The following is a 24,356-nucleotide window of genomic DNA, read 5'->3' as shown; positions in this document are numbered from 1 at the left end:
TGCAAGAAAATACCATTACGCATAAAAAAACTTAGAACCTTTGCATCTTTGCAACTCTGAACCTTTTTCCGTACTTTTGCACAAAATTAATTAAAAAGACATTCATGTTAACAGTCAATAATTTATCAGTTCAATTTGGCAAACGAATTTTGTTTGACGAAGTAAATACTACTTTCACTCACGGAAATATTTACGGCGTTATTGGAGCCAATGGTGCTGGAAAATCTACTTTTCTAAAAATCATTTCTGGCGATATAGACCCAACTTCCGGACACATTCATTTAGAACCGGGTAAACGTATGTCGGTTTTAAACCAAAACCACAACATGTTCGATGAGCATACAGTTTTAGAAACCGTTTTGATGGGAAATAAAGTGCTGTACGCTGTTAAAAAAGAAATGGATGAACTTTATTTAGACTACAACGATAAAAACGCAGACAGAATAGGGGAACTTCAGGTGCAGTTCGAAGAAATGAACGGTTGGAATGCCGATTCTGATGCTGCAGCGATGTTGTCTAACTTAGGCATCAACGAAGAGCATCATTATACTTTAATGGGTGATTTGGAAGGAAAAATTAAAGTTCGTGTGCTTTTGGCGCAGGCACTTTTCGGAAACCCGGATTTGCTTATTATGGATGAGCCTACCAACGATTTGGATTTCGAAACCATTGCCTGGTTAGAAAATTTTCTGGCAAATTATGAAAATACGGTAATCGTAGTCTCTCACGACCGTCACTTTTTAGATTCGGTATGTACGCATATTTCGGATATTGATTTCGGAAAAATAAATCACTATTCAGGGAACTATACATTCTGGTACGAGTCGAGCCAATTAGCGGCAAAACAACGTGCTCAGCAAAACAAAAAAGCAGAAGAAAAGAAACAGGAATTAGAAGAATTTATTCGTCGTTTCAGCGCCAACGTTGCCAAATCAAAACAGGCAACTTCCCGTAAAAAAATGATTTCCAAACTGAATATTTCAGACATCAAGCCTTCAAGCCGTCGTTATCCTGCGATTATTTTTGACCAGGATCGTGAAGCAGGAGATCAGATTCTGAATGTAGAAAACCTAAGCGCCTCTGTTGATGGTGAAGTTTTGTTTAAAGACGTGCATTTAAATATGGCTAAAGGAGACAAAATTGTACTTTTCTCTAAAGATTCGCGTGCTACAACGGCTTTCTACCAAATTTTGAATGGCGAGCAAAAAGCGGATGCCGGAACTTACGATTGGGGAATTACAACCAATCAGGCGTATTTACCTGCTGAAAATCATTCATTCTTCGAAAACGACTTAACTTTAGTTGATTGGTTGCGTCAATACGCAAAAACAGAAGAAGAGCGTGATGAGGTATTTATTAGAGGTTTCCTTGGGAAAATGATTTTCTCAGGAGAAGAAGCACTTAAAACAAGCCGTGTATTATCAGGAGGAGAAAAAGTACGTTGTATGCTTTCGAGAATGATGATGGAGCGTGCTAATATCTTAATGTTGGATGAACCAACCAATCACCTGGATTTGGAGTCGATTACCGCTTTCAACAACTCATTAAAAAATTTCAAGGGATCTATAATTTTTACCACTCATGACCACGAGTTTGCACAAACAGTGGGTAACAGGGTAGTGGAGTTAACGCCAAACGGAGTGATCGATCGTTACATGACGTTTGATGAATATCTGGATGATGAAAAGATTCAGGAACAGAGAAAGAAAATGTATAATCTATAAAGCACAAAAAATCCCGTTATTTTTAAGTAACGGGATTTTCTGCTTTTATTTCCTGCCGAAGAGTTTAGCGAAAGCGAAAATAATTACCGCAACTACAACCACTACAATAAATATTCCGAATCCCATTCCGGCTTTAAAAATGTCTCCAATAAGTTCGCAGCTTGTAAATGAAAATAGTATTACGAATACCATTAACAAACGTGTAATGTTTTTTTGCATGATTTTGCTGTTTTAATTGTTTTAAAAAGAATTTAGTATTCTGATTATCGTAGAATAAAATTACTTCATGCAGTAAAAAATATCTTATATAATTTTTGGAAAAAGTTTTAGGATTGTGATATGCCCTTAATATATGTTTTATTATAGTTAAACCAAAATTATTTTTGAGATAAATTTTTCAATAATTCCTCTAAGCTTTTTAGTGTCATCGTAAACCCTTCTTTAAAGCCCATTTCAATCATTTGTTCCATTCGCGCAAGAGATTCGTTATAAATGGTTATAATGACTTTTGTATTCTCTTTTTGGCCTATAAAATTCAGATCCCAGTCAGAACCTGGCAGTTGAAGGTTTTCATCTTTGTCTGCAAAAGCATTTAAGAATTTAAAATTAGTTTTGGGAGTTATGGATGTATATTTCTGAACAGCCCAATGCTCTTGTCCTTCCGGGCCTACCATGGCATAAAATCGTCGTCCGCCCACTTCAAAATCCATCACTTTTGTTCTTGATTCCCATGGTTTTGGTGCCCACCATTCGTCCAGGATTTCCTGCTTTGTGTATGCATCCCAAACCAAAGGAAGTTCGGCTGCAAATTCTTTTACAATTGTTACTGTTTTGGTGGCTTTGTCAACAGTAAAATCAAATAATAAATTTCCCATCGTTTCTATTTTTTAATTGTTGCTAATAATTCGTCAAGCTGATTGAATCTGGTTTGCCAAATTTCTCTGTATTGGCTCAGCCATTCGTCAATTTCTTTCATTTTTTCAATTTCAAGGGAGTAATAAATTTCTCTGCCCTGGTGTTCTTGTTTTACTAATTCGCATTCGGCTAAAATGCGAAGATGTTTAGAAATAGCTTGTCTTGTAGTATTGAAATTTTCGGCAATGGCGTTTGGTGTCATTGCTTGTAGTGCAATCAAAGATATAATAGCCCGCCTTGTTGGATCAGCTATTGCCTGAAAAATGTCTCTTCTCATTTTGTTTAAAAATTAATTACGAAGCTAATTGGTTGCAAATATATGTGCAACTTTTCGGTTTCGCAAATATTTAAAGAGTTGTTTTTTTAACTAGTTATAAAAACCTAATGAAATTTTATAATGAAGAAGTATAAAACAGCTTGCTGAACAGTAAAAAGATTAAATATTTTTTTTGTTTTTTATAATTCTAATTTCTAAAAATACAATTACGCATATAACAAGTATTTCTCCAAGAAAATAGGCGATACCTAACGCTGAAATACTTTGGCAATAATAAAGTAGTATTCCAAATGTCAAAACGCAATACAATATATTGGCAATGCAGATTATTTTTAAATACGATTTCCAATTGTTGGTAATTAGAAAAAAACAGGAAAAGGAATAAATTGAAAATACCAGCGCCAGTAAAGAAAGATATTCGAGAGTAGTTTTTGAAAGTCCAAAAAAGGTACTGAAATTTCTCAGAACGACAAAAAGCAAAAAAGCAGTAAGTAAAGCACCAAAAGCATCTATTAGAAATACGTTTTTAGGTTTTGTTATAAACTGTTGAATGTTTTGTCTCATTTGTTTAATCTCCAATAGTAGCAGTTTTCACTTCTCCGGCTCGTTTATAGCTAACAGCAATCACACCGCTTGGCGTAACCGTACTTTCAATTAAGGTAAATCCTGCCGGAGTAGCACCATCATCAAATAATTTTTTCCCTTTTCCCAGAATGATAGGATAAATTAAGAGTCCAAGTTCATCAACTAAATCATGTTGAAGCAAAAGCTGAACAAGTGTTGCGCTTCCCCAGACTTTAATGTCTCCGCCTTCTGAATTTTTGAGTTTTTTGATGTCTTCTAAAGTGGAAAGGAATTCGGAGTTTTCCCAATCAGAGTTTTTTCTGGTGGAAGACAAAACATATTTGGTAACCTCATTAATTCCCGGCCAGCCTTCTGCGTGTTTGGGCCAATAGTCTTCAAAAATATCAAATGTTTTTCTGCCCAAAAGAATATCAGCAGGTTTCATTTGTTCCTGCATGACTTTGCCATATTCTTCATCTCCAAAAGGCGCCACCCAGCCTCCATATTCAAAACCGCCCGAAGTATCTTCTTCAGGACCACCAGGTGCCTGCATTACGCCATCGATTGTAATCATGGTTATGACGATTATTTTTCTCATGATGTTTGGTGTTTTTTGATTATATCAAATATAATGAAAATGGAGAAATTTTTATTGAACCAAACAAGAGCCATCGGCTCGAACAATATTGTAGGGCTGGATTTTAATCCAGTTTATTTAGGCATGCAAGATAAAAAGAGCCGTAGGTTCGGTACATTTTACTAATATGGTTCGTTCCTATGGAACTTTGTTATGTGACGTTTAACTTTACAACGGATTAAAATCCGTTGCTACAATATTGATCATTCCTACGGAATTTTAAATTTATCTAATGTTTGTAAATGTTGTTTTAAATATCCGTGGAAGTATTTTAAAAGTTGATATGCTTTGTGGGTACAGAATACAATTCTGCGCTATCGTTGCGTATATCTGAGCGGTTGGAATTTAAATGTTTATGAAATTTGATATACTGTCTTGTCCTAAACTTATTTTAGGACGAGACATACTTGCGGGCACGGGAAAGAATTTCCGCGTGATCGTTATGCATTTCCGCACAATCAGGTTTTTATGATGACGAAGTATAAAACAGCATGCTGATCAGTCAAAAGATTAAATAATTTTTTTGTTACTTTCGTTTTCAATAGTTATTATCTTTTCGACAAAATTGAATGCTTTAAGTTGAAGACTATTTTCGTCCATTTGTGACTATCTAAAGTGGCGCCAAACATTCTCGCGCCTGGCGCAGTTTGCGACTTACGAAGACGAGTATTTTTCGGCTAAATGAAAATACAATAAAAACGATCATTCTACTAAATTCGCAAATTGCGCAAGACGTGAGTTATGAGATGTTTTTTTGTTTACAACTCTTCTTTTTTGCTTGGATATAGATATGTTTTTATTGATAAAGGTATTTGTTTGTTATTATTTTTTATTGTACTTTTGCGCCACTGAATATAATTATTTATTTATAATTGTTCTAAATAAATGCTGTTATATTTTTTTGTGACATTAATACATTTATTTTTATTAAATTTAATTTTTATTACAATAGATTTCAAGTAGTTTAATTTTTAAGTTACAGTAAATCAGTAAATTACCATGATAAACGATACTAAAATAGAAAAAACTCCAGGTCTTAATTTGTTTAATAGCTATTTGGTTGATAATAAGCATCAAGCAAAGGAATCTAAAATTAATGATTTGTATTATCACGTAAATGTGGTTGCAGAAGCCTATTCAAAAGGTTTTGCAGATGGGGAAAATACAGGAAAGAAAGATTTTTTAGATAAATTAGTTCAATCTACAACAGAAAAATTTATTGAGAAGGCTAATCAAGTATATCTTTGTACAAAGTCAACACTAACTGCTATTCTAAAAGAACATTATCCAGTTCATTCATTTTACATTAATATATTTCACCAGAACCCAAAAGTTATAATTGTTGTTCCAAATGAAATATTATTGAATGATGAATTTGTTGAACTTTCTTATATGAAAATTCATGAAGTAAAATGTTCATTCAGTTCCTTGTTTAATAGCACTTTAGATATGGGAATAATGGGTTGTGAAGATTTAGACGAAAAATTATTGGAAAAAGATGGTTTTGATTATTCTGAAATTTTTAACTAAATATGTCGCATAAGAAAATTTTTGGAGAACGTAATAAAGATTTAAGCACTTTGCTCTTACAAGGCAAATTATATTATGATTGGGTTGTGACAACAGCATTTTATTCGGCAATACATCTTGTAGAAGATAAGATTTTACCAGTAAAAATTTCAGGCAATGACTGTGAATGTATTGGCGATGTAAGAAGGAGTTATAATATGAATGGGAGACATGAAGCCAGAGAGAGATTGGTTTTTGAAAAAATGGATTCAAAAGTAGCTGTGAGATATAAGTGGTTAGATGATCGTTCAAGATATTCAAGATATACAACATATAAAATCCAGTCTTCTGAAGGTGCTAAAGCAGAGGAATATTTAAATTATATTCATAAAGATTGCGAATAAAACAAGATAAAAATGATGACCACTCTTAATGAGTGGTTTTTTTTTAAATTCAAAATTTTATGCGAAAAAAATGTTTGTTTTTAATTGTATTTATTTTCGGATTTAAGGTAAATTCGCCTATAACTCGTTTATATGTATTATAAAGATAAATAAGTTGCTTCTGCTAAAGAATATTTAAAATTAAAATTAGCTGAAAAAAGTATAGATTTATTTATAAAATAATTTCAAAATATCAAAAAAATATTTCCATCCCCAACACCCCAACAAATAAATTCTGATTTCGTATATTTGCCCAACCAAACATCACACCTAATTATGAGCCAAAAAGTATTACTTAATTCAAAAGAAGTTACTATCATACTCCATCGTTTGGCTTGTCAGTTAATCGAAAAACATCTTGATTTCTCTGATACTATTTTAGTCGGAATCCAGCCAAGAGGCGTTTTTTTAGCAGAACGTTTAAAACAAATACTAGAAAACGAATATCAGACTCCGCCCATTTCATTGGGATATTTAGACATCACTTTCTTTAGGGATGACTTTCGCAGAACCGATAAACCGCTGGAAGCCAATAAAACACAAATCAATTTTATAGTCGAAAACAAAAAAGTCATTTTTATCGATGATGTTTTGTTTACCGGACGAAGCATTCGTTCTGCCTTAACCGCAATTCAGTCTTTCGGGAGACCTTCAGAAATAGAATTGTTAGTGTTAATAGACAGACGTTTTAGCCGTAATTTGCCAATTCAGCCCGATTATCGCGGCCGTCAGGTAGATGCCATAAATAATGAAAAAGTAAAGGTAAGCTGGAAAGAAAATGAAGGCGAAGATGCTGTTTACCTAATAACAAATTAAGAAGTTTAATCACTTAACTGTTTAATCGCAAAACAAACGAATAAACAATAAAAATTGAAAATAAATACCATGACAGAAAACGAAGCGTTTATTTATGAATCAATTTTTAATCAGGTCAGAATGGGATTTCTTTCTCTTGATGAGATTCAGGAAAACATCATAGAAGAAATTGAAGACAACGAATTTGAAGACGAAACCTCAGAAGAATGGGCTTTTGATAAAATAAAAGAAGAATACCAAAAATTACTTTCAGAAAGTAAAAAATGGAAAAGCCCAACAGATACTGAAAAGCTCATAAAAGCTTTTGATGAATTGTGTGATGAAAATATAATAGCGCTTCATAATGCGGGTTACACCACAACCGACGGAGAATATGAAGTAGTGGAGGTTGAAAGAGAATTGCAGGAAAACGAAGTGGAGTCTGACGGTTATTGTTTTTATCACGAACAGGATTTGGCCAGAGCAATCGATATTGAAAATCCAGGCTTGTATATCGCTTTTCAGAAAGTGGATAATTCTGATGATGCTGTTACAATAGAGGTAGGAAAAAGAGTTGCCGAAGTTTTAATAAATAACGATTTTAAAATAATCTGGAACGGTTCTGCAAGATCTAAAATTGAAATTCCGGGTTTCAGATGGCAGAAGATTTTTGATGAAGACGTGAGAGATCTCCAGGATTATAGTGAGGTGGTAGACAGAATGGTCCAATAGAGTATCTGTTCCTTAAAAAAGTATTGAATGACTGAATGTTTCAGAAATTCAGGAATTTGAAAAATAAATATTAAAGAAACAAAAATGAAAGAATTAAGCGTAAATCATTTATTAGGAATCAAATACATCAATGAGAATGATATAAACCTGATATTTGAAACGGCAGATCATTTTAAAGAAGTCATTAACCGGCCAATTAAAAAAGTTCCTTCATTACGAGATATTACGATTGCCAACATTTTTTTCGAAAACAGTACCAGAACCAAACTTTCTTTCGAATTGGCCCAAAAAAGATTATCAGCTGATGTAATTAGTTTTTCTGCAGCACAGTCCTCGGTTAAAAAAGGAGAAACACTTATTGATACAGTAAACAATATCCTTTCGATGAAAGTAGATATGGTTGTCATGCGCCACTCCAACCCCGGAGCGGCTTATTTTTTATCCAAAAACGTCAAAGCCAGTATCGTAAACGCCGGAGACGGAGCACACGAACATCCAACGCAGGCTTTATTAGACAGTTATTCAATCAGAGAAAGATTAGGCGATGTCGCCGGAAAAAAAGTAGTTATTGTGGGTGATATTCTGCATTCAAGAGTAGCTTTATCCAATATTTATGCTTTACAAATGCAAGGTGCCGAAGTAAAAGTTTGCGGACCCAAAACATTGATTCCGAGATATATTGAATCGCTAGGTGTTACGGTCGAACCGAATTTACGAAAAGCATTAGAATGGTGCGATGTAGCCAATATGCTTAGAGTTCAAAACGAACGTATGGATGTAAACTTTTTTCCTTCAACACGCGAGTACGCACAACAATACGGAGTAGATAAACCATTATTGGATTCTCTTGGAAAAGAAATCGTCATCATGCACCCGGGACCAATCAACAGGGGTGTAGAAATTACGTCAGAAGTGGCAGACTCCAATCATTCGGTAATTTTGAATCAGGTTGAAAATGGAGTGGCAATCAGAATGGCGGTGATTTACCTTTTGGCGTCTAAAATTCAATAGATTATCTTTTAGTTTCAAGTTTCAGATTTTTAGTTTCACGTTGTGGAACGTTCATATTGACAATCCTGAAACCTGAAACCTGAAACCTGAAACTGACAAATTAAAAAAACCTTCGTACCTTAGCTCTCGAATTATTATTTTTATATTGAGCCCCAATACATTATAAGATGAAAGTAGATCAAAAAGGACATACCGTTACTATTAAAGATACTCAGGGAGATTTTAATTCTTTTTTGGAGAAAGTAACCCAGCAGTTTAAAACCTTTGAAAAACAAAATATTATTATCGATTTGACATCAGATTCTAATTTGTCTGAAAGTGATGTGAAGCTTTTTCAACCTCTTTCCAAACAGCAAAAAAAAGCTAAAAAGTCATTTGTAATTGTAGCCGATGACCTTGACTTTAATGCTGTTTCTGACAAATTAACAGTTGTGCCTTCACTTTTAGAAGCACGTGATATTATCGAAATGGAAGAGATCGAAAGAGATTTAGGGTTTTAATTGCAGATTTTAGAGTTCAGATTTTTAGATTTGGATACTGATGAATCTCAAATACTATTTACTCAATCTAAAATCAACAATCTAAAATGAAGCTTACTATACTCGGCTGTTATGCCGCAACTCCAAGAACGATTACCAACCCAACTTCGCAGGTTTTAGAAATTAAAAACAGATTATTTCTGATTGATTGCGGCGAAGGAACTCAGGTTCAATTGCGCAGGAACAAAATTAAATTCTCAAAAATCAATCACATATTTATTTCGCATCTGCATGGTGATCACTTCTTTGGATTAATAGGGACTATTTCAACTTTTGCCCTTTTAGGACGAACTACCGATTTGCATATTTACGGTCCAAAAGGAGTGAAGGAAATTATTACGTTACAATTAAGATTATCAAATTCCTGGACAACGTATGATTTGTTTTTTCATGAATTGGAATCAAATCAAAGTGAAGTTATTTTTGAAGATAACAGAGTAGTGGTAAAAACGATTCCGCTGAAACACCGGGTATATACAAACGGATTTTTATTTCAGGAAAAACCGGGAGAAAGAAAACTGAATGTTGATGCTGTTCAGCAGTATAATATTCATACAGCGTATTATCAAAAAATAAAAAATGGCGGAGACGTTACACTGGATGATGGAACAATAATTGATAACGAAAAATTGTCTTTTGATCCAATTCCGCCAATGAGTTACGCCTTTTGTTCGGATACAGTTTACAATGAAGATATCATTCCGATTATTGAAAATGTAGATGTTCTTTATCATGAAACTACCTTTTTACAATCAGAAGAAGCTTTGGCGCAGAAAACATTGCATTCAACAGCAAAAGAAGCAGCAACAATCGCTTTAAAAGCAAATGCAAAACAATTGATTTTGGGTCATTATTCTACCAGATACGAAGGTATTGAACGTTTTAAGGAAGAAGCAGCAACTGTTTTTCCAAATGTGCTATTAGGAGATGATGGAAGAAGTTTTGAGTTTTAAAAATAAGTTTTAAAGTTGTAAAGCCGAAAGTCTTAAAGTAAAATAGAATGCTTTTAAAATCTAAAACATTCAATATAAAATCTAAGCAGTCTAAAATCCAAAATTATGAATGACTTGAGTAACTATAGAAAATCATACGAGAAAAGCGAATTATTGGAAACTAATATTCCCGAAGATCCAATTAATCTTTTTAACAGATGGTTTCATGAAGCAGAAGATTTTGGCGGAAGCGGAGAAGTAAATGCCATGACTGTTTCTACAATCGGTTTGGATGGCTTTCCGAAATCCAGAGTCGTTTTATTAAAGAAATTTTCGGAAGAAGGTTTTATCTTTTACACCAATTATAATTCGGAAAAAGGAAAAGCAATTGCTGCAAACCCAAATGTTTGCCTGTCTTTTTTCTGGCATGAAATGGAACGACAGGTTATCATTAAAGGAATTGCACAAAAAACTTCTGAAAACTTATCAGACGGTTATTTCGATTCGCGCCCTGATGGAAGCAAATTGGGAGCCATCGTCTCCAATCAAAGTGAAGTAATTCCGTCAAGAACATTTTTAGAAGACAATTTAAGAAAACTGGAAAATGAGTTTGAAGGGAAATTAATTCCGAGACCTGAAAACTGGGGCGGATATATAGTGACTCCATTGGAGGTTGAATTCTGGCAGGGAAGACCAAACCGATTACATGACAGAATTCGTTATAAAAGCCAATCCGATTTTAGTTGGCTAATTGAAAGATTATCTTCTTAGTAAAAATAAGAAATTTTTTACTTAAAAATATTTTTCATGTATTTCATCGATTTTTTTTGGTAGTTAAACGATAATTTGATTATTTTTATTTTAGCAAATAAAAAATCAAAAGCATTTTGCATCTGATATTTGCTTTTAGATGAAATTGTTGGTGTTATGAAAAGGATTTTTCGAATATCGCTATTCATTACAATTATTCTTTTGACAGTTTCCTGTTCATCAGAATCAAGTGATCAAGGCGAAGTAGAAAATCCATCCGAAGAACTTATAACAGATTATAGTTATAACGAATCAGAAATTGTGTTGATGCAATTAATCAACAGGCATCGTGAGAATATTGGTTTAAAAGCATTGATAAAAGTGAATCATATCTCTTTTAAATCAGAAGAGCATAGTAATTATATGATTGCCAACAGAGTAGTTAGTCATGATAATTTCTCAGCACGTTCTGAGAATATAATAAAAGTTTTGAATGCACACAAAGTAGGTGAAAATGTAGCCTATAATTATAAAACTTCAGAAGGCGTTTTAATTGCCTGGCTGGCGAGTGGTGAACATAAAAAAAATATAGAAGGCGATTATACCCATTTTGGTATTGCCATAAAAATAGACGCAGAAAATGGTAGAAAGTATTATACCAATATTTTTGCAAAAATTTAAAGATAGTTAGTATGCAGGTTAGTTTAGTTGCCGTTGTAATTCATTTTGCAACGGCTTTTTTTATGGCTGCGATACAAAAAAAAATATTACTCTAAAGCTTTATTTAATTGTATAGCAGCTCAATAATGTTGTAAAAATTAAATCAGGACCATTTTTAATGTTAACAACATTGTAAAAGACAAGTGTATTAAAATTTCTTTCGTAAATTAGGATTGAATTAATTTTAAAACGCGCATGTTTTAAATAATATCCTTTTATGAAAAACTTAATCTTAATACGACATGCAAAATCCAGTTGGGAAGCTCCCTTAAAAGATTTTGACAGGCCTTTGATGAAAAGAGGAATTTTAGATGCTCATCTTGTATCAGGAACTATTTCAAAGTTTCTTCCTAAAATGTATATAGTATGGAGTAGCCCCGCAGCCCGCGCTTCAGAAACAGCTCTTATTTTTGCGCAAAATATATCCTATCCAATAGAAAGTATTATTTACAAAGACGATCTTTACACTTTTGATGGAGGTCAGCTTGAAAAAGTTATCAAATCATGTGATAATAGTTTTGAAAGCGTTATTCTTTTTGGACATAATGAGGCTATTACAAATTTTGTTAATAAATTTGGGGATGTTTTTATAGAAAATGTTCCTACTTCCGGTTTTGTTTCATTACAATTTGATGCAGAAAGTTGGACCAACATCAATAAAGGCAAAACACATAAAACGATTTTCCCCAAAGATTTAAAATAAAAAGCGTGTACGAGCAGAAATACATTGACAGAGAAAAAAGTTGGCTTGCCTTTAATGCCAGGGTACTTCAGGAAGCAGCCGATAATACAGTTCCACTATTAGACAGATTACGTTTTGTTGGAATTTTTTCTAACAACTTAGATGAATTTTTCAGGGTTCGTTATGCTGCAATTCGTAGGTTGAACCTGTCTGGAATTTCCGGGGAAAAATATTTAGGGGGTGTATCTTCCAAGCAATTAATCAAAGACATTACTGAAATAGTAATTCAGCAGCAATCTGAAAGCTTAAGGATTTTAGGTAATATTGAGTCTGAGCTCGAAAAAGAGAATATTTTCATTATCAATGAAAACGAGATTACAATTGAACAGGAAAATTTTCTAAAAGATTTCTTTGTTCAAAAACTAAGTCCTGAATTGGTTACTATCATTTTGAATGATTTGGCAGAGTTTCCTGTCCTCAAAGATACACTGGGATATTTGGCTGTTCGTTTAGAGATGAATCAAAATGATGAGGTGCGTTATGCAGTGATCGAAATTCCCAAAACAATAAACAGGTTTGTTGTATTGCCATCAACAGATGATAAACATTATGTTATTTTGATAGATGATGTTATTCGACATAACCTGAAAAACATTTTTAATATATTCGATTATAAAAGTGTTTCGGCACACATGATCAAAATTACACGTGATGCGCAATTGGATATCGACAGCGATTTAAGTAAAAGCATGCTTGAAAAAATTGCTACATCAGTAAAAGACAGGAGGATAGGAGAGCCTGTTCGTTTTATTTATGACAACCTGATTGAAGAGGATACGCTACGATTTTTCCTTGATAAAATGAAAATCGTATCTACAGATAGTATAATTCCGGGAGGCAGATATCACAATCGACGTGATTATATGAATTTTCCCAGTTTAGGAAGGTTCGATTTACTCTATAAAGCCAATGAACCATTACCAATTCCGGGTTTAAGTCTGGGAGGGAGTATTCTGGAAAAAATAAGTAAAAAAGACTATTTGCTTCATGCTCCATATCAGTCATTTTCTTATTTAACCAAATTTTTGAGAGAAGCGGCTTTAGATCCAAAAGTAACCACGATAAAAATCACCTTATATCGTCTAGCAAAGAATTCACAAATTATAAGTTCCTTAATTAATGCTGCCAAAAATGGTAAAAAAGTGACCGTTCAGATCGAACTTCAGGCACGATTTGATGAGGCAAGCAACATCTCGTACGCAGAGCAAATGCAAACCGAAGGAATTGAACTTATTTTTGGGATAAAAGGTCTGAAAGTACACAGCAAAATTTGTGTAATCGAAAGGATAGAAGATGAAAAAACACGTCGTTACGGGTTTATTTCAACAGGTAATTTTAACGAATCAACAGCTAAAATTTATACTGATGTTACCCTTTTTACCTGTCATCAGCAAATATTAAAGGATGTGTCTAAAATATTCGAATTTTTCGATATTAATTACAGGGTTCACCGTTACAAACACTTAATAGTTTCGCCACATTACACCAGAAGCAAATTTATAAAACTGATAGATCGTGAAATCCTCCATGCTTTAGCAGGAAGAAAGACGCATATCAAATTGAAAATGAATAGTCTGTCTGATTTTAAAATGATAGATAAATTATACGAGGCCAGCAATGCAGGAGTAAAAATTCAACTTCAGGTAAGAGGAATTTGTTCTTTGATTCCAGGAATTCCCGGAATGAGCGAAAATATCGAAGCCATCAGTATTGTGGATAATTACCTGGAGCACTCCAGGGTTTATATTTTTGGTAATGCCGGTTTAACCGAAGTCTATATTTCATCAGCTGATTTTATGGCAAGAAATTTGGATGGAAGAGTAGAAGTTACCTGCCCGATTTATGACCTTTCAATAAAAAAAGAACTGATTGATAATTTTAATATTGGATGGAAAGGAAACGTAAAAGTGAGATATCATTCCTATAATCTGGATAATAAATACAAAGTCAGAAATCATCATCCGGCATTTCGCGCACAATTAGAAACCTATAAATATTATCAGAGTAAAACGGATGAATTAATTGAAAAAGCAGTTCAGGATATAAATTAAAACCGACACAATTTAAATTTAAAATCATAAGTGAGCATGATTAAAATAAAAAAATATGCAGCAATAGATATTGGTTCAAATGCCATGAGGCTACTGATATCGAATGTTGTAGAACAAGATGGCAAAGAACCTCAATTTAATAAAAGTTCACTTGTTCGTGTACCAATCCGTTTAGGTCAGGATGCCTTTACCGTTGGTGAAATTTCAGAAGAAAATATTGATCGAATGGTGGATGCCATGAAAGCATTCAACCTTTTGATGAAAGTACATAAAGTAGAACGCTATATGGCTTTTGCAACTTCGGCCATGCGTGAGGCATACAATGCCAAGGAAGTTGTGGCACTTATCAAGAAAAAAGCCGATATAAAAATTGAAATTATTGATGGAAAAAAAGAGGCAGCCATTATCGCTTCTACCGATTTACATCATTTATTGAAAACAGACGAAACCTATCTTTTTGTAGATGTAGGTGGAGGAAGTACCGAATTTACTTTATTCTCTGACGGAAAAATGATTAATTCCAGATCTTTTAAAGCCGGAACTGTTCGTTTGCTAAATGATATGGTGCATGATGTGGTTTGGGACGAAATAGAAAAATGGATCAAAGCCAATACTAAAGATTATGATGAGGTAACGCTTATTGGTTCCGGTGGAAACATTAATAAATTGTTTAAAATGTCAGGAAAGCAACAGGAGAAGCCACTTTCGTACATTTACATCAATTCACAATATGCCTTTTTGAATTCATTAACCTATGAACAAAGAATTGCTGAATTAGGATTAAATTCTGATCGTGCCGATGTCATCATCCACGCTACCAGAATTTACCTGAATGCGATGAAATGGAGTGGTGCACGCCAGATTTATGTGCCTAAAATTGGTCTTTCTGATGGTATCGTAAAAGCAATGTATTACGGAAAAATTTAAATTTATATTTTAAAAATGAATAAATCGAGACTTGAAGCCTTTAGTGACGGTGTTTTAGCCATTATAATCACTATTATGATTTTAGAAATTAAAGTGCCGCACGGTTCTGATTTTGTTGATTTAAAGCCCTTGTTCCCTAAGTTTTTAAGTTATATCCTGAGTTTTATTTATATTGGAATTTACTGGAATAATCATCATTATTTGATTCATAGTGTATCAAAAGTAAACGGAAAAATTCTTTGGGCAAATTTGCATTTACTTTTTTGGCTTTCCCTGATTCCTGTTGCAACAGGCTGGATGGGAGAACATAATTTTGCAAAAGCTTCAATGACTTTGTATGGTATCGTATTGTTATTATCTTCGGTCGCTTATTTTATTTTGCAGCGAATTATAATTATTTCTGAAGGAGAAAACTCGATATTGGCAAAAGCAATAGGAAAAGACTTCAAAGGATTGGCATCTACGATTTTGTATATTCTGGGAATTACTTTTTCTTTTTACAGCGAATGGATTTCTGGTGCAGCTTATTTAGTTGTGGCACTTTTATGGCTGATTCCAGATAAAAGAATCGAGAAGGTTTTTGTTCCAAAAGATTAATTTATCCGTTTTTAAAATGAAATCCGTTTTTGAATCAATTCAAATTTTGTCGCAGAAGGAATTAGATCAGTTAGATGATTTGATTACTACAAAAAACCTAAAAAAGGGAGAATTCCTATTAGAAGAAAATCAGGTTTGTAATGAAATTGTTTTTATCAAAAAAGGCATCCTGCGTTCCTGTTTTTTTAGCCATCAGGGTGATGAAATTACCAATTGTTTTGCTTTTGAAAACGAATTCATGGCTTCATTTTCCAGTTTTATAACACAGCATATTGCGGAAGAAAATATTCAGGCATTAGCCGATACGGAACTTCAGGTTATTAGTAGAGAAGGTTTGGGACAGCTTTATAAATCAAGTATCCATTGGCAGGAAATAGGGCGTAAAATTGCTGAAATGGAATTTGTAAACCTGCAGAAAAGAATGGTTTCTTTTCAGAAATTATCTGGCAAACAGCGTTATGAAGAGCTGTGTAAAAATCATCAAAATTATATACAATTAATTCCGCTGCAGTATTTGGCTTCTTATTTAGGTGTTACGCCAAGACATTTAAGCCGTATCAGAAAATCTATTTTATAGACATTTGTCCGGTAGAAATTTTTAGTGTAACAGTATTTTTGTAAAAACGTAAAAATGAAAAAAATATTGATTATAAATGGACATCCTAATTCTGCAAGCTTCAATTTTGCAATTGCTGAAAGTTATAAAAAAGGAGCGATTGCTTCCGGAGCCCAAGTAGAAATGATTACCATTGCAGGATTACAGTTTAATCCGAATTTACAGTTTGGTTATCAAAAACGAACGGAACTGGAACCAGATTTACTCGAATCCTGGAAAAAAATCCAAAATGCAGATCATTTAGTCTGGATTCACCCAGTGTGGTGGGGTGGCTTGCCTGCTATTACCAAAGGTTTTATTGATAGATTATTTTTACCGGGAATGGCATTTCAATATCGTGAAAACTCGGTTTGGTGGGATAAGCTGCTAAAAGGAAAAACGGCCCATATTATCACGACTTTAGATCAGCCCGGTTGGTATTATCGTTTTTTTTACGGAAGGCCAAGCGTGAATCAGTTAAAGAAATGTACACTGGAATTTTGCGGAATAAAACCCGTAAAAGTCAGTTATATCGGAATTGTGAAAACGGCTGATGAGGTTCAGAGAGAAAAATGGCTTCAGAAAATATATGATTTCGGATTCAGGAACAAATAATTAAGTTGGTAAATCCAATCCAAATGTGGTGCGTAAAAGCTCGATGTTTGGATTTATTTCCAAAAACCGATTATAACGGTCCTGATCGTTAAAACTGCGTTTACTTTCAATGGATTCATTTACAATGACTTCAATCGTAATATCATGATTGTGTAAATGCCCTTTAAGATGTCCTAAAAGTCCGTGGATTTCTTTTTCAAAATCCAGTTTAGAACCTTCGTTTGGTAATTCCAAAGTAATATTCGTACCATTTAAAACCGGATCATTAATTAATAATAATGACTCCATAATTTTAAAGCCCTTGTCTCCTAAGCGCTGTGCATATTTATTCCACTGCAGCAACATTTCGGTTTCGGTAAATTCTTCTGTTGGTAATGTTGTAGTAGGTTTTACGTAAGACTTACTGCTTGCTTCCAGTTCTTTTTTCTTGCGGATACTTGCCAATGAAAAGGCAGAAATTTTAGGTTCACTGGTAATTTCAGGTTTTGAAACGTCAGAAGTTTGATTTTGCGGAGTTATAACTGTTTCTTCTTTTTGAGTAATAGGAACTTCAGTTGCATTATCCGAAATTTCAACTTTTGAAACTGAAATTTCAGTTACAGTTTGATTTTCACCTTTAGACTTTAGACTTTGGGCTTCACTTATAGAATATCCGCTATTTTTAAAGTAAACTGGTGGAATTATGAATTGCTCAACTTTTTTTTTTCTCCATCAAAGTTGATAGAGGCCAATTGCATCAAACATAATTCGACCAAAAGGCGCTGATTCTGGCTTAATTTATATTTTAAATCGCAGTCGTTTGCAATGTCAATTCCTTTTAATAAAAATTCCTGAGAGCATTTTTGAGACTGAACGCCATACATTTGCTGTGCTTGTTCACCCACTTCAAGCAAACTTAAAGTTGCAGGAGTTTTGCTTACCAATAAATCCCTGAAATGTGAAGCTAAACCGGCAATAAAATGATGACCGTCAAATCCTTTTGAAAGAATTTCGTTGTATGATAATAATAAATCCGGAATCTTATTTTCTATAAGTAAATCGGTAATGCTGATGTAGGTTTCGTAATCTAAAACGTTAAGATTTTCGGTTACGGCCTGGCGTGTCAGGTTCGTTCCGCAATAGGAAACCACACGGTCAAAAATGGATAAAGCGTCACGCATCGCACCATCTGCTTTTTGTGCAATAATGTGCAAAGCATCATCTTCAAAATTGATTCCCTGACTTGCCGCCACTTCTGCCAAATGTTCCTTGGCATCTTTTACGGTAATTCTTTTGAAATCAAAAATCTGGCAACGCGATAAAATCGTCGGAATAATTTTGTGTTTCTCTGTTGTTGCTAAAATGAAAATAGCATGTTTTGGCGGTTCTTCCAATGTTTTTAAAAAAGCATTAAAAGCAGCCGAAGACAACATATGAACCTCATCAATAATATAAACTTTGTATTGCCCGGTTTGTGGCGGAATCCGAACCTGATCAATTAGGCTCCGAATATCATCAACCGAGTTGTTGGAAGCCGCATCTAACTCAAAAACGTTAAAAGCAAAATCCTCATTTGGATCATCATATCCAGGCTGATTTATCTTTCGTGCCAGAATACGAGCGCAGGTTGTTTTTCCAACACCTCGAGGTCCGGTGAATAAAAGGGCAGAAGCAAGGTGGTTGCTTTCGATGGCATTCAGCAAAGTGTTAGTAATGGCTTTCTGACCTACAACATCCTTAAAGGTCTGCGGGCGATACTTACGGGCCGATACAACAAATTGTTCCATATTCTTTTTTATTCGATAGCAAATATAGGCTGAAAATTGCCAAATCACAAATCTGAAATTGATAAATCTGAAAGAGGATTTTAAGTATTTGAACAGCTATTAGTTTTACTGTTTTCCCATCAGGAAATTAACAAATATTAAATTATGTTTTTAATTTTTTCTTCATCAAAACAACAAAAATTAAAACTAAGAGCAAGTGGATAATGAAGCAGTTAATAAAGTAAAACAAAAGAATGGTGAATTAAATACTTATTTAGCTAGAAGACTTGTCAATTTAGAATTTGATTTGAAAATGAAAAAGAATGAAGATGTAATTTTATTTGTGATCAATTGGCAGTTGCTGAAAATCAAATTTTAAGTAAAATAAATACAATGAAGTTTGTTTAAGCTCAGATAAAAAGTCACTAATCTTCGAAATGGTTTATCAAAATCAATCTCCTGAAGTGAAGTTTTAATTGTATCTAATAAATTCCCCTCAATTTGTATAAGCGTTCTCGTGAGTACAAAAATATATAAATTCCAAAAGAATAAATTTTAATACAACCAATTTTATGAATCAAAATAATCTATATTCATTAATTAGATTAAATTAGAGAAAAACCTTATTTGTATATCGGAGATGGGCATTTATCAACTTTGTATTATACTGTAAATGGCTATCGATTGTATTGTTTACATAATAAAATAGATGAAAATTTAATTCCGGAATGGAATATATTTCATGATTTTGTAGCTAAAGAATTAGGCTATAATGAATCAACTTCCGGTTACCGAAATATGATTCTTGAAAAATGCATTTTTGATGAAGAAAAAGCATTGTTTGAGTTCTATAAACTTTTTGATCTTTTCTCAGAAAACCTTAATTCTTTTCTAAACTTTAATCTCTATGTAGCTTAATCAAAAAAGCGGGTATTTCCAGTATTCCAAATAAACAATTTCAGACTCAACCAATTGTTTTTACTGGGAAAAATATAAATCTGCAAACATCATCATATAAACGATTGATAATTAATAGACTTAATTTTAAAATCTTAATTAATTAAAAAATATCATTATGAAAATTAAATCAATTTTATTAGGAATGGGGCTTGCTGTTTCCTTAGTGGCTTGTACACCTAAAGATGCGGATATCGAAAAAGAAATTAGTACCAAATTAGGTGATACGCCGGAAGTGCAGGTTACAGTACATGAAGGGGTTGCTACTATTGTGGGAACTTGTGAAGATGGTACTTTCAAAAAAAATATTGAGCGTTCTGTAAAAGCAGTTAAAGGAGTAAAATCGGTAGTGAATAACTGTCAGTTTCCTCAGCCTAATGTAGAACCTGCTGCTGCTGCTGTTATTATTAATTCTGATAGTGATTTGGATAAATCGGTAGGTAAGGTAATAAAAGCTTATGATGGTGTTAGCGCTACTGTTGTAGGTGGTGTTGTGACACTTTCGGGAGAAATCAAAAGAAGTCAATTGCAGCCTTTAATTCAAAGTGTACAGGAATTGAAACCTCAAAAAGTGGATAACAAATTAACTATTAAATAAAATCGTTATGGGTTTACAGGAAAAATATAGAGATTTGATTAGTCTGGCGACGGATTTAGGAATAGCGGATTTACTGGTGAGAGAACAAAATAATGTATTGTATATTCAAGGAACAGCAAAATCTGCAGAAGACAAAGAAAAAATTTGGAATGTATATGGAAAAATTGATCCTGATTTCAGAGCGGCGGATGCTGTTGTCAATATAGATGTTGCAGATACAATCACAACTGATTATACTGTGAAGGATGGTGACTCGTTATCTAAAATTGGAAAAGAATATGGTGTTTCCTGGCAGACAATTTTTGAAGCCAATAAAAATATTATTAAAAATCCGGATCTGATTCAGCCGGGTTGGAAATTGAAAATACCAACTACGTAATTTAGTTGCGTGTTGTTTAAAAGTCTGTCATTTTATGATGGACTTTTTTATGTCATCCTGAGGAACGAAGCAATCGCATTTGCTTAATCAATTTTGCTTTTAGTAGTGTGATTGCTTCGTTCCTCGCAATGACTTTATGAAAACTAAGGCCTAGCCCTGATGGGAGTGACATCCTTTTTCTTGCTTCTTTAGCAAGGAAAAGATACAGCGTACAGCAGGAACAGCTCCTGAAAATTAACGGCCTTTAATGCTTAAATCGAATAGGAATTTTGCAGTTTCCTGATCAGAATCGGCGGAGAAACCTGCTACAAAAACGCCTTTTTTGCCTGTGCTTGATTTGATTCCGTAAACGACAGCTTCATCGCCCGGATCTGATTCGCCTTCGTATCGATACACATGTACAATTTCAAATTTTTCAGGATTCTTTTTGATAATGTCAGCGTTTCGATTGAAGTCGCAGGTAAACCCTTTTTCATTAAGCTGATCTAAAGCTTTTGAGACCGTTGCGTAGTGATACATTTTAGCCATAATAAAAGAATTTTTGAGATTAGGATTTTAAAGATAACCAATTTAAAATAAAGGGATTGCAAAAGCAGTGTTAAAGTAAACTTTAGAAAAGCTTCAAGTTCCTTATAAAAGAGCTAAATTTGCACCGCAGACCGCCTTATCGTCGTCCTGATTTATTGGGAGGGAGGAAAGTCCGGACACCAGAGAGAGGCATAGCGGGTAACACCCGTCGGCGTTAGTGATAGCGTCAGGACAAGTGCAACAGAAAGTATGTACAGGTAATGCTGTAGTGAAACCAGGTAAACTCTATGCGGTGAAATACCAAGTATATCAGCATTTAAGGGCTTCTCGTCCGTTGCTGAAGGGTAGGTAGCTTGAGTCCCGCAGTAATGCGGGATCTAGATAAATGATAAGGTATTGTTAGCAATAACAAGAACAGAATCCGGCTTACAGGTCTGCTTTTTTAATATTTGTGAAAGTTGCTAACTTATTTCATGTGTGTAACTTAACTAACTTCTCTTTTATAAGAGTTCAGTAAGTAATTTATGATTCGTCTTTCGTAGTTCGTACCAGACTGATACCCGACATAAAAAATACGATTCCCAATATTCCGTAAATAATTAACGATTTAATGTCTCTCGTTTCGCCTGTAGTGCCGGCAAATATAACGGCTGTGTAAATAAGTCCTACTATTCCGAGGATAGTAAGTAATCCTCCGAAAAATCTTTTTAGGTTCATGATTTTTGATTTTAATGTTCACCTCAAAAGTATACTTCTCATTAATTTTTTATGTTATACAATTACTCTTTATCGTTATAACATTCAAGGTGTGTATATGGATTTTGATACGATTCGTATGTAGGAAAAATATTTTAAATTTTTAGTGGTTTGTACGCTTTTAATATTATTTTTGCCCCCAACTTATTTACAACAAAAAATGAAAAACAATTACCTGCTTTTACTTTTATCAGTTCTTTTTACGATTACAATTCAGGCACAGGACGAAGCTCCTGCAAGTGTTGAAAAAAATCAATTTAAAATCAACTTCTTATTTCCGGGATTTGTTTACGAACATGGTTTTGATGCTAAAAACACACTTTATTCAGAAGTAAGTTCGGGGTTTGGATATCGCTATAACAGTTATTATGACGAATCAACTACGTATTTTTTACCTATGATTAATGAGCAGTTTCGTCATTATTACAATCTTGAAAAAAGAGCGAATAAAGGAAAAAGAACGGCTTATAACTCCGGTAATTTTATTGCAGTGAGCGCTACTTACAATTTTCAATCAATTTCTACCAATAAGGATTATGCAGAATATTGTCCTTCTTTTACTCTTGCTCCGCTTTGGGGATTTCAACGCACTTACAAACGAAAATTTAATCTGGAAGTGAATTTAGGAGCCGGTGTCAATTTTGATCGATTCGATACTGAATTTGTTCTTGTTGCTGGTTTTACTTTGGGCTGGGTTATTGGGAAGTAGCAGTCTTTTGATGATTTTTTTTAAATAGAAACCTCCAGATTATTAGGAATTTGGAGGTTTTTTGAATTTTGCAGTAATTTAAATTAATAAAGAGTGAAAGTTTTTAAAATCTCTATATTTTAGAATTCATTATTTTTTGAAATGTTTTTTAGTATAATGTTTTTGAAGTCAATTGGGGACCCTTCGTAATTTAAAGAAATTTTGCCTTCTGTAGAGGAGGATTCCGTACATTCATTTACGAGTTTTCCGTTTAAATATTGGGTGATTTTACCATTAAAGGATTTTATAACAATAGTATTCCATTCGCCATACGGTTTTTCGTTGCCACTAAATTTGGGAGAAGTTACACTTGCACCAGCCTCTACCAGTTTTCCGTTTACTTTTGTAGTGATCTGATCTAAAAAGATAAAATCGCCAGTAGTATTTTCTTTTATTTGAAACTGGATTCCTTTTGGCCAGATTTTATCAGGATAATCAGCGGGTATGTTGTACATGACACCGCTGTTTTTTTTATTTTTTGTTTTAAACTTTTCTTCGATATTCCATCTGTATTCTAAGCTCAGTTCAAAATTGTTATAACTTTTTTTAGACATCAGGTAACCATTGTTGTCACCGTGCATTCTGATCATTCCGTCAGAAAAATCAAAAGCTTGGGTAGGCTGAAGCCTTTCTGTACTGGCTTTTGTAAAAGCATACCAATCGTTAACGGATAAGCTTTTTTGCTGGACAGCACATGAACTTAAAATAAAAAGAATAGCTAAAGCAAAGGTTGATTTTTTGAACATAACAAGATTTAATTAATTCTGCGATTGTGATTGTAAAAGTAAGTAATACCAAGTTTATCAGGTTAATTCACCATTGCAATTTTTTAAAATATGAAATTGATTTTGTTGATTTAAAATAGGGATCCCTCTGGTGCTCGTTTGCAACGAGTACCTACTTTTTTAACTAACGAGAGTAAAGCGTTTGCAACGCGGCTTATTTATACAAACTACCATAAAGGCTCAACCTTTACGTTGCAAAATACTGTATTATCCTGCTCGTAATTTCTATAGCTGCTATTTATATAGTCTCTTTCATGAAAAACGATTTCTGCTTCAACAGGGTTATAATGTATGTAGTTCACACATTATTCCATTTTTTCTAATGTATCTAAAAAATATCACAGGATGAAAACCATCTTGCCAGAACTTATAATTTTCGGCTTTTCCTGATTTCTGAGCTTCAAAATTAAATTTTCGTAACAGCCATTCTCTTCTGCTTTCGGGATGCTCATTTATGGTTTCTATAATTTTTTAGAAGTAAACTTTTTAAAATCACGAATAACATTTTGTAGTTCCCCATCAAAAGCTGTAACTATTAAATGGATATGACTGCTCATGGGGCGTACAAACAAATCTACCCAATCTATAATGGTAATAAAAGAGGGAACCTTACTATCGATAACTTTATATTTCTCAGACATTCTTTTTCTTCAAATATAGAATTTATAAGAAAATTATGAAATAAATAAATATTTTTTGAGCTAGTCATTTAGTTTCTGTATATTTATATCTTTAAAATCAGTCATTATGGAAGTATTTGAAGGTCAAAGTATACTAAACTTTAT

Annotated in this window: 31 protein-coding genes and 1 other RNA gene; 22 read left to right on the top strand and 10 right to left on the bottom strand. The window is 33.5% G+C overall.

Annotated elements, in window-relative coordinates; all coding sequences use genetic code 11:
- The first annotated feature begins 104 nt into the window (after positions 1-104).
- Positions 105-1,724 carry an ABC-F family ATP-binding cassette domain-containing protein gene (locus J2W48_RS21555; RefSeq protein WP_310284094.1) on the top strand — a complete coding sequence of 540 codons (1,620 nt, stop codon included), beginning with the start codon at positions 105-107 and terminating at the stop codon, positions 1,722-1,724.
- A gap of 45 nt (positions 1,725-1,769) precedes the next feature.
- Here the strand turns inward: J2W48_RS21555 and J2W48_RS21550 are convergent, their stop codons facing one another.
- From J2W48_RS21550 to J2W48_RS21535, 4 genes are all read right to left on the bottom strand, one after another.
- On the bottom strand, positions 1,770-1,943 hold the full coding sequence (locus J2W48_RS21550) for a hypothetical protein (RefSeq protein WP_310284093.1): 174 nt from the start codon (positions 1,941-1,943) through the stop codon (positions 1,770-1,772).
- Positions 1,944-2,101: 158 nt separating this feature from the next.
- A complete protein-coding gene (locus J2W48_RS21545; RefSeq protein WP_310284092.1) occupies positions 2,102-2,599 on the bottom strand; it encodes an SRPBCC family protein in 498 nt (165 codons plus the stop codon).
- A 5-nt stretch (positions 2,600-2,604) separates the two neighbouring features.
- On the bottom strand, positions 2,605-2,916 hold the full coding sequence (locus J2W48_RS21540; protein WP_310284091.1) for an ArsR/SmtB family transcription factor: 312 nt from the start codon (positions 2,914-2,916) through the stop codon (positions 2,605-2,607).
- Positions 2,917-3,484: 568 nt separating this feature from the next.
- Positions 3,485-4,078, bottom strand: a complete 594-nt coding sequence (locus J2W48_RS21535; RefSeq protein ID WP_310284089.1) for a dihydrofolate reductase family protein — start codon at positions 4,076-4,078, stop codon at positions 3,485-3,487.
- Positions 4,079-5,116: 1,038 nt separating this feature from the next.
- Here J2W48_RS21535 and J2W48_RS21530 point away from each other — a divergent pair.
- The 15 genes from J2W48_RS21530 (at position 5,117) to J2W48_RS21460 (ending at position 17,075) form a co-directional block, all read left to right on the top strand.
- A complete protein-coding gene (locus tag J2W48_RS21530) occupies positions 5,117-5,647 on the top strand; it encodes a hypothetical protein (RefSeq protein WP_310284087.1) in 531 nt (176 codons plus the stop codon).
- Positions 5,648-5,649: 2 nt separating this feature from the next.
- Positions 5,650-6,030, top strand: a complete 381-nt coding sequence (locus J2W48_RS21525; RefSeq protein ID WP_310284085.1) for a hypothetical protein — start codon at positions 5,650-5,652, stop codon at positions 6,028-6,030.
- Between the two features lie 315 nt (positions 6,031-6,345).
- Positions 6,346-6,885 (top strand): bifunctional pyr operon transcriptional regulator/uracil phosphoribosyltransferase PyrR, encoded by a 540-nt coding sequence (pyrR, locus tag J2W48_RS21520; RefSeq protein WP_310284083.1) that lies wholly within the window; start codon positions 6,346-6,348, stop codon positions 6,883-6,885.
- A 69-nt stretch (positions 6,886-6,954) separates the two neighbouring features.
- Positions 6,955-7,596: a DUF6891 domain-containing protein gene (locus J2W48_RS21515; protein WP_310284082.1), complete on the top strand. Its 642-nt coding sequence runs from the start codon at positions 6,955-6,957 to the stop codon at positions 7,594-7,596.
- Positions 7,597-7,680: 84 nt separating this feature from the next.
- On the top strand, positions 7,681-8,607 hold the full coding sequence (locus J2W48_RS21510) for an aspartate carbamoyltransferase catalytic subunit (protein ID WP_310284080.1): 927 nt from the start codon (positions 7,681-7,683) through the stop codon (positions 8,605-8,607).
- 167 nt (positions 8,608-8,774) lie between these two features.
- Complete coding sequence (locus tag J2W48_RS21505; protein ID WP_310284078.1) at positions 8,775-9,107, top strand: ribonuclease Z; 333 nt, start codon at positions 8,775-8,777, stop codon at positions 9,105-9,107.
- Between the two features lie 86 nt (positions 9,108-9,193).
- The gene (locus J2W48_RS21500; RefSeq protein WP_310284077.1) at positions 9,194-10,099 is read left to right on the top strand and encodes a ribonuclease Z; all 906 of its coding nucleotides are present in this window, start codon (positions 9,194-9,196) and stop codon (positions 10,097-10,099) included.
- Between the two features lie 105 nt (positions 10,100-10,204).
- The gene (pdxH, locus tag J2W48_RS21495; RefSeq protein WP_310284075.1) at positions 10,205-10,849 is read left to right on the top strand and encodes a pyridoxamine 5'-phosphate oxidase; all 645 of its coding nucleotides are present in this window, start codon (positions 10,205-10,207) and stop codon (positions 10,847-10,849) included.
- Between the two features lie 156 nt (positions 10,850-11,005).
- Positions 11,006-11,509, top strand: coding sequence for a CAP domain-containing protein (locus tag J2W48_RS21490; protein ID WP_310284074.1), 504 nt, complete (start codon positions 11,006-11,008; stop codon positions 11,507-11,509).
- Positions 11,510-11,765: 256 nt separating this feature from the next.
- On the top strand, positions 11,766-12,251 hold the full coding sequence (locus J2W48_RS21485) for a SixA phosphatase family protein (RefSeq protein WP_310284073.1): 486 nt from the start codon (positions 11,766-11,768) through the stop codon (positions 12,249-12,251).
- A 5-nt stretch (positions 12,252-12,256) separates the two neighbouring features.
- On the top strand, positions 12,257-14,341 hold the full coding sequence (gene ppk1 / locus J2W48_RS21480) for a polyphosphate kinase 1 (RefSeq protein ID WP_310284071.1): 2,085 nt from the start codon (positions 12,257-12,259) through the stop codon (positions 14,339-14,341).
- A gap of 36 nt (positions 14,342-14,377) precedes the next feature.
- The gene (locus J2W48_RS21475; protein ID WP_310284069.1) at positions 14,378-15,268 is read left to right on the top strand and encodes a Ppx/GppA phosphatase family protein; all 891 of its coding nucleotides are present in this window, start codon (positions 14,378-14,380) and stop codon (positions 15,266-15,268) included.
- 15 nt (positions 15,269-15,283) lie between these two features.
- Positions 15,284-15,865, top strand: a complete 582-nt coding sequence (locus J2W48_RS21470) for a TMEM175 family protein (protein ID WP_310284068.1) — start codon at positions 15,284-15,286, stop codon at positions 15,863-15,865.
- Between the two features lie 16 nt (positions 15,866-15,881).
- Positions 15,882-16,442, top strand: a complete 561-nt coding sequence (locus J2W48_RS21465) for a Crp/Fnr family transcriptional regulator (protein ID WP_310284066.1) — start codon at positions 15,882-15,884, stop codon at positions 16,440-16,442.
- A gap of 54 nt (positions 16,443-16,496) precedes the next feature.
- Complete coding sequence (locus J2W48_RS21460; protein WP_310284064.1) at positions 16,497-17,075, top strand: NAD(P)H-dependent oxidoreductase; 579 nt, start codon at positions 16,497-16,499, stop codon at positions 17,073-17,075.
- On the opposite strand, the gene J2W48_RS21455 is transcribed toward J2W48_RS21460, so the two are convergent.
- The gene (locus tag J2W48_RS21455; RefSeq protein ID WP_310284063.1) at positions 17,076-17,519 is read right to left on the bottom strand and encodes a DNA polymerase III subunit gamma/tau; all 444 of its coding nucleotides are present in this window, start codon (positions 17,517-17,519) and stop codon (positions 17,076-17,078) included.
- 236 nt (positions 17,520-17,755) lie between these two features.
- Positions 17,756-18,841 (bottom strand): DNA polymerase III subunit gamma/tau, encoded by a 1,086-nt coding sequence (dnaX, locus tag J2W48_RS21450; protein ID WP_310284061.1) that lies wholly within the window; start codon positions 18,839-18,841, stop codon positions 17,756-17,758.
- A 196-nt stretch (positions 18,842-19,037) separates the two neighbouring features.
- Between dnaX and J2W48_RS21445 the strand changes: the two genes are divergently transcribed.
- The 4 genes from J2W48_RS21445 (at position 19,038) to J2W48_RS21430 (ending at position 20,754) form a co-directional block, all read left to right on the top strand.
- Entirely contained in the window at positions 19,038-19,199 is a 162-nt protein-coding gene (locus J2W48_RS21445; protein WP_310284060.1) for a hypothetical protein, read from the top strand.
- Positions 19,200-19,447: 248 nt separating this feature from the next.
- Positions 19,448-19,738, top strand: coding sequence for a hypothetical protein (locus tag J2W48_RS21440; protein ID WP_310284058.1), 291 nt, complete (start codon positions 19,448-19,450; stop codon positions 19,736-19,738).
- 157 nt (positions 19,739-19,895) lie between these two features.
- Positions 19,896-20,375 carry a BON domain-containing protein gene (locus J2W48_RS21435; protein WP_310284057.1) on the top strand — a complete coding sequence of 160 codons (480 nt, stop codon included), beginning with the start codon at positions 19,896-19,898 and terminating at the stop codon, positions 20,373-20,375.
- 7 nt (positions 20,376-20,382) lie between these two features.
- Positions 20,383-20,754: a LysM peptidoglycan-binding domain-containing protein gene (locus J2W48_RS21430; protein ID WP_310284056.1), complete on the top strand. Its 372-nt coding sequence runs from the start codon at positions 20,383-20,385 to the stop codon at positions 20,752-20,754.
- Positions 20,755-20,988: 234 nt separating this feature from the next.
- Here the strand turns inward: J2W48_RS21430 and J2W48_RS21425 are convergent, their stop codons facing one another.
- A complete protein-coding gene (locus J2W48_RS21425) occupies positions 20,989-21,282 on the bottom strand; it encodes an SH3 domain-containing protein (protein WP_310284055.1) in 294 nt (97 codons plus the stop codon).
- 123 nt (positions 21,283-21,405) lie between these two features.
- Here J2W48_RS21425 and rnpB point away from each other — a divergent pair.
- Positions 21,406-21,727, top strand: an RNA gene (rnpB, locus tag J2W48_RS21420) — RNase P RNA component class A.
- A gap of 77 nt (positions 21,728-21,804) precedes the next feature.
- Here rnpB and J2W48_RS21415 read toward each other — a convergent pair.
- A complete protein-coding gene (locus tag J2W48_RS21415; protein WP_310284053.1) occupies positions 21,805-21,999 on the bottom strand; it encodes a hypothetical protein in 195 nt (64 codons plus the stop codon).
- A 199-nt stretch (positions 22,000-22,198) separates the two neighbouring features.
- Here J2W48_RS21415 and J2W48_RS21410 point away from each other — a divergent pair, with 199 nt between their 5' ends.
- A complete protein-coding gene (locus J2W48_RS21410; RefSeq protein WP_310284052.1) occupies positions 22,199-22,747 on the top strand; it encodes a DUF3575 domain-containing protein in 549 nt (182 codons plus the stop codon).
- Between the two features lie 119 nt (positions 22,748-22,866).
- Here the strand turns inward: J2W48_RS21410 and J2W48_RS21405 are convergent, their stop codons facing one another.
- The gene (locus J2W48_RS21405; protein WP_310284050.1) at positions 22,867-23,532 is read right to left on the bottom strand and encodes a 3-keto-disaccharide hydrolase; all 666 of its coding nucleotides are present in this window, start codon (positions 23,530-23,532) and stop codon (positions 22,867-22,869) included.
- 500 nt (positions 23,533-24,032) lie between these two features.
- Complete coding sequence (locus J2W48_RS21400; protein WP_310284048.1) at positions 24,033-24,212, bottom strand: hypothetical protein; 180 nt, start codon at positions 24,210-24,212, stop codon at positions 24,033-24,035.
- Positions 24,213-24,356 lie beyond the last annotated feature (144 nt).

This window comes from Flavobacterium piscis (assembly GCF_031457575.1).
In the GTDB taxonomy this organism is placed as follows: Bacteria; Bacteroidota; Bacteroidia; order Flavobacteriales; family Flavobacteriaceae; genus Flavobacterium; species Flavobacterium piscis_A.
The sequence above is the reverse complement of the archived record's forward strand: the minus strand, read 5'-3'. Positions and strand labels throughout refer to the sequence as shown.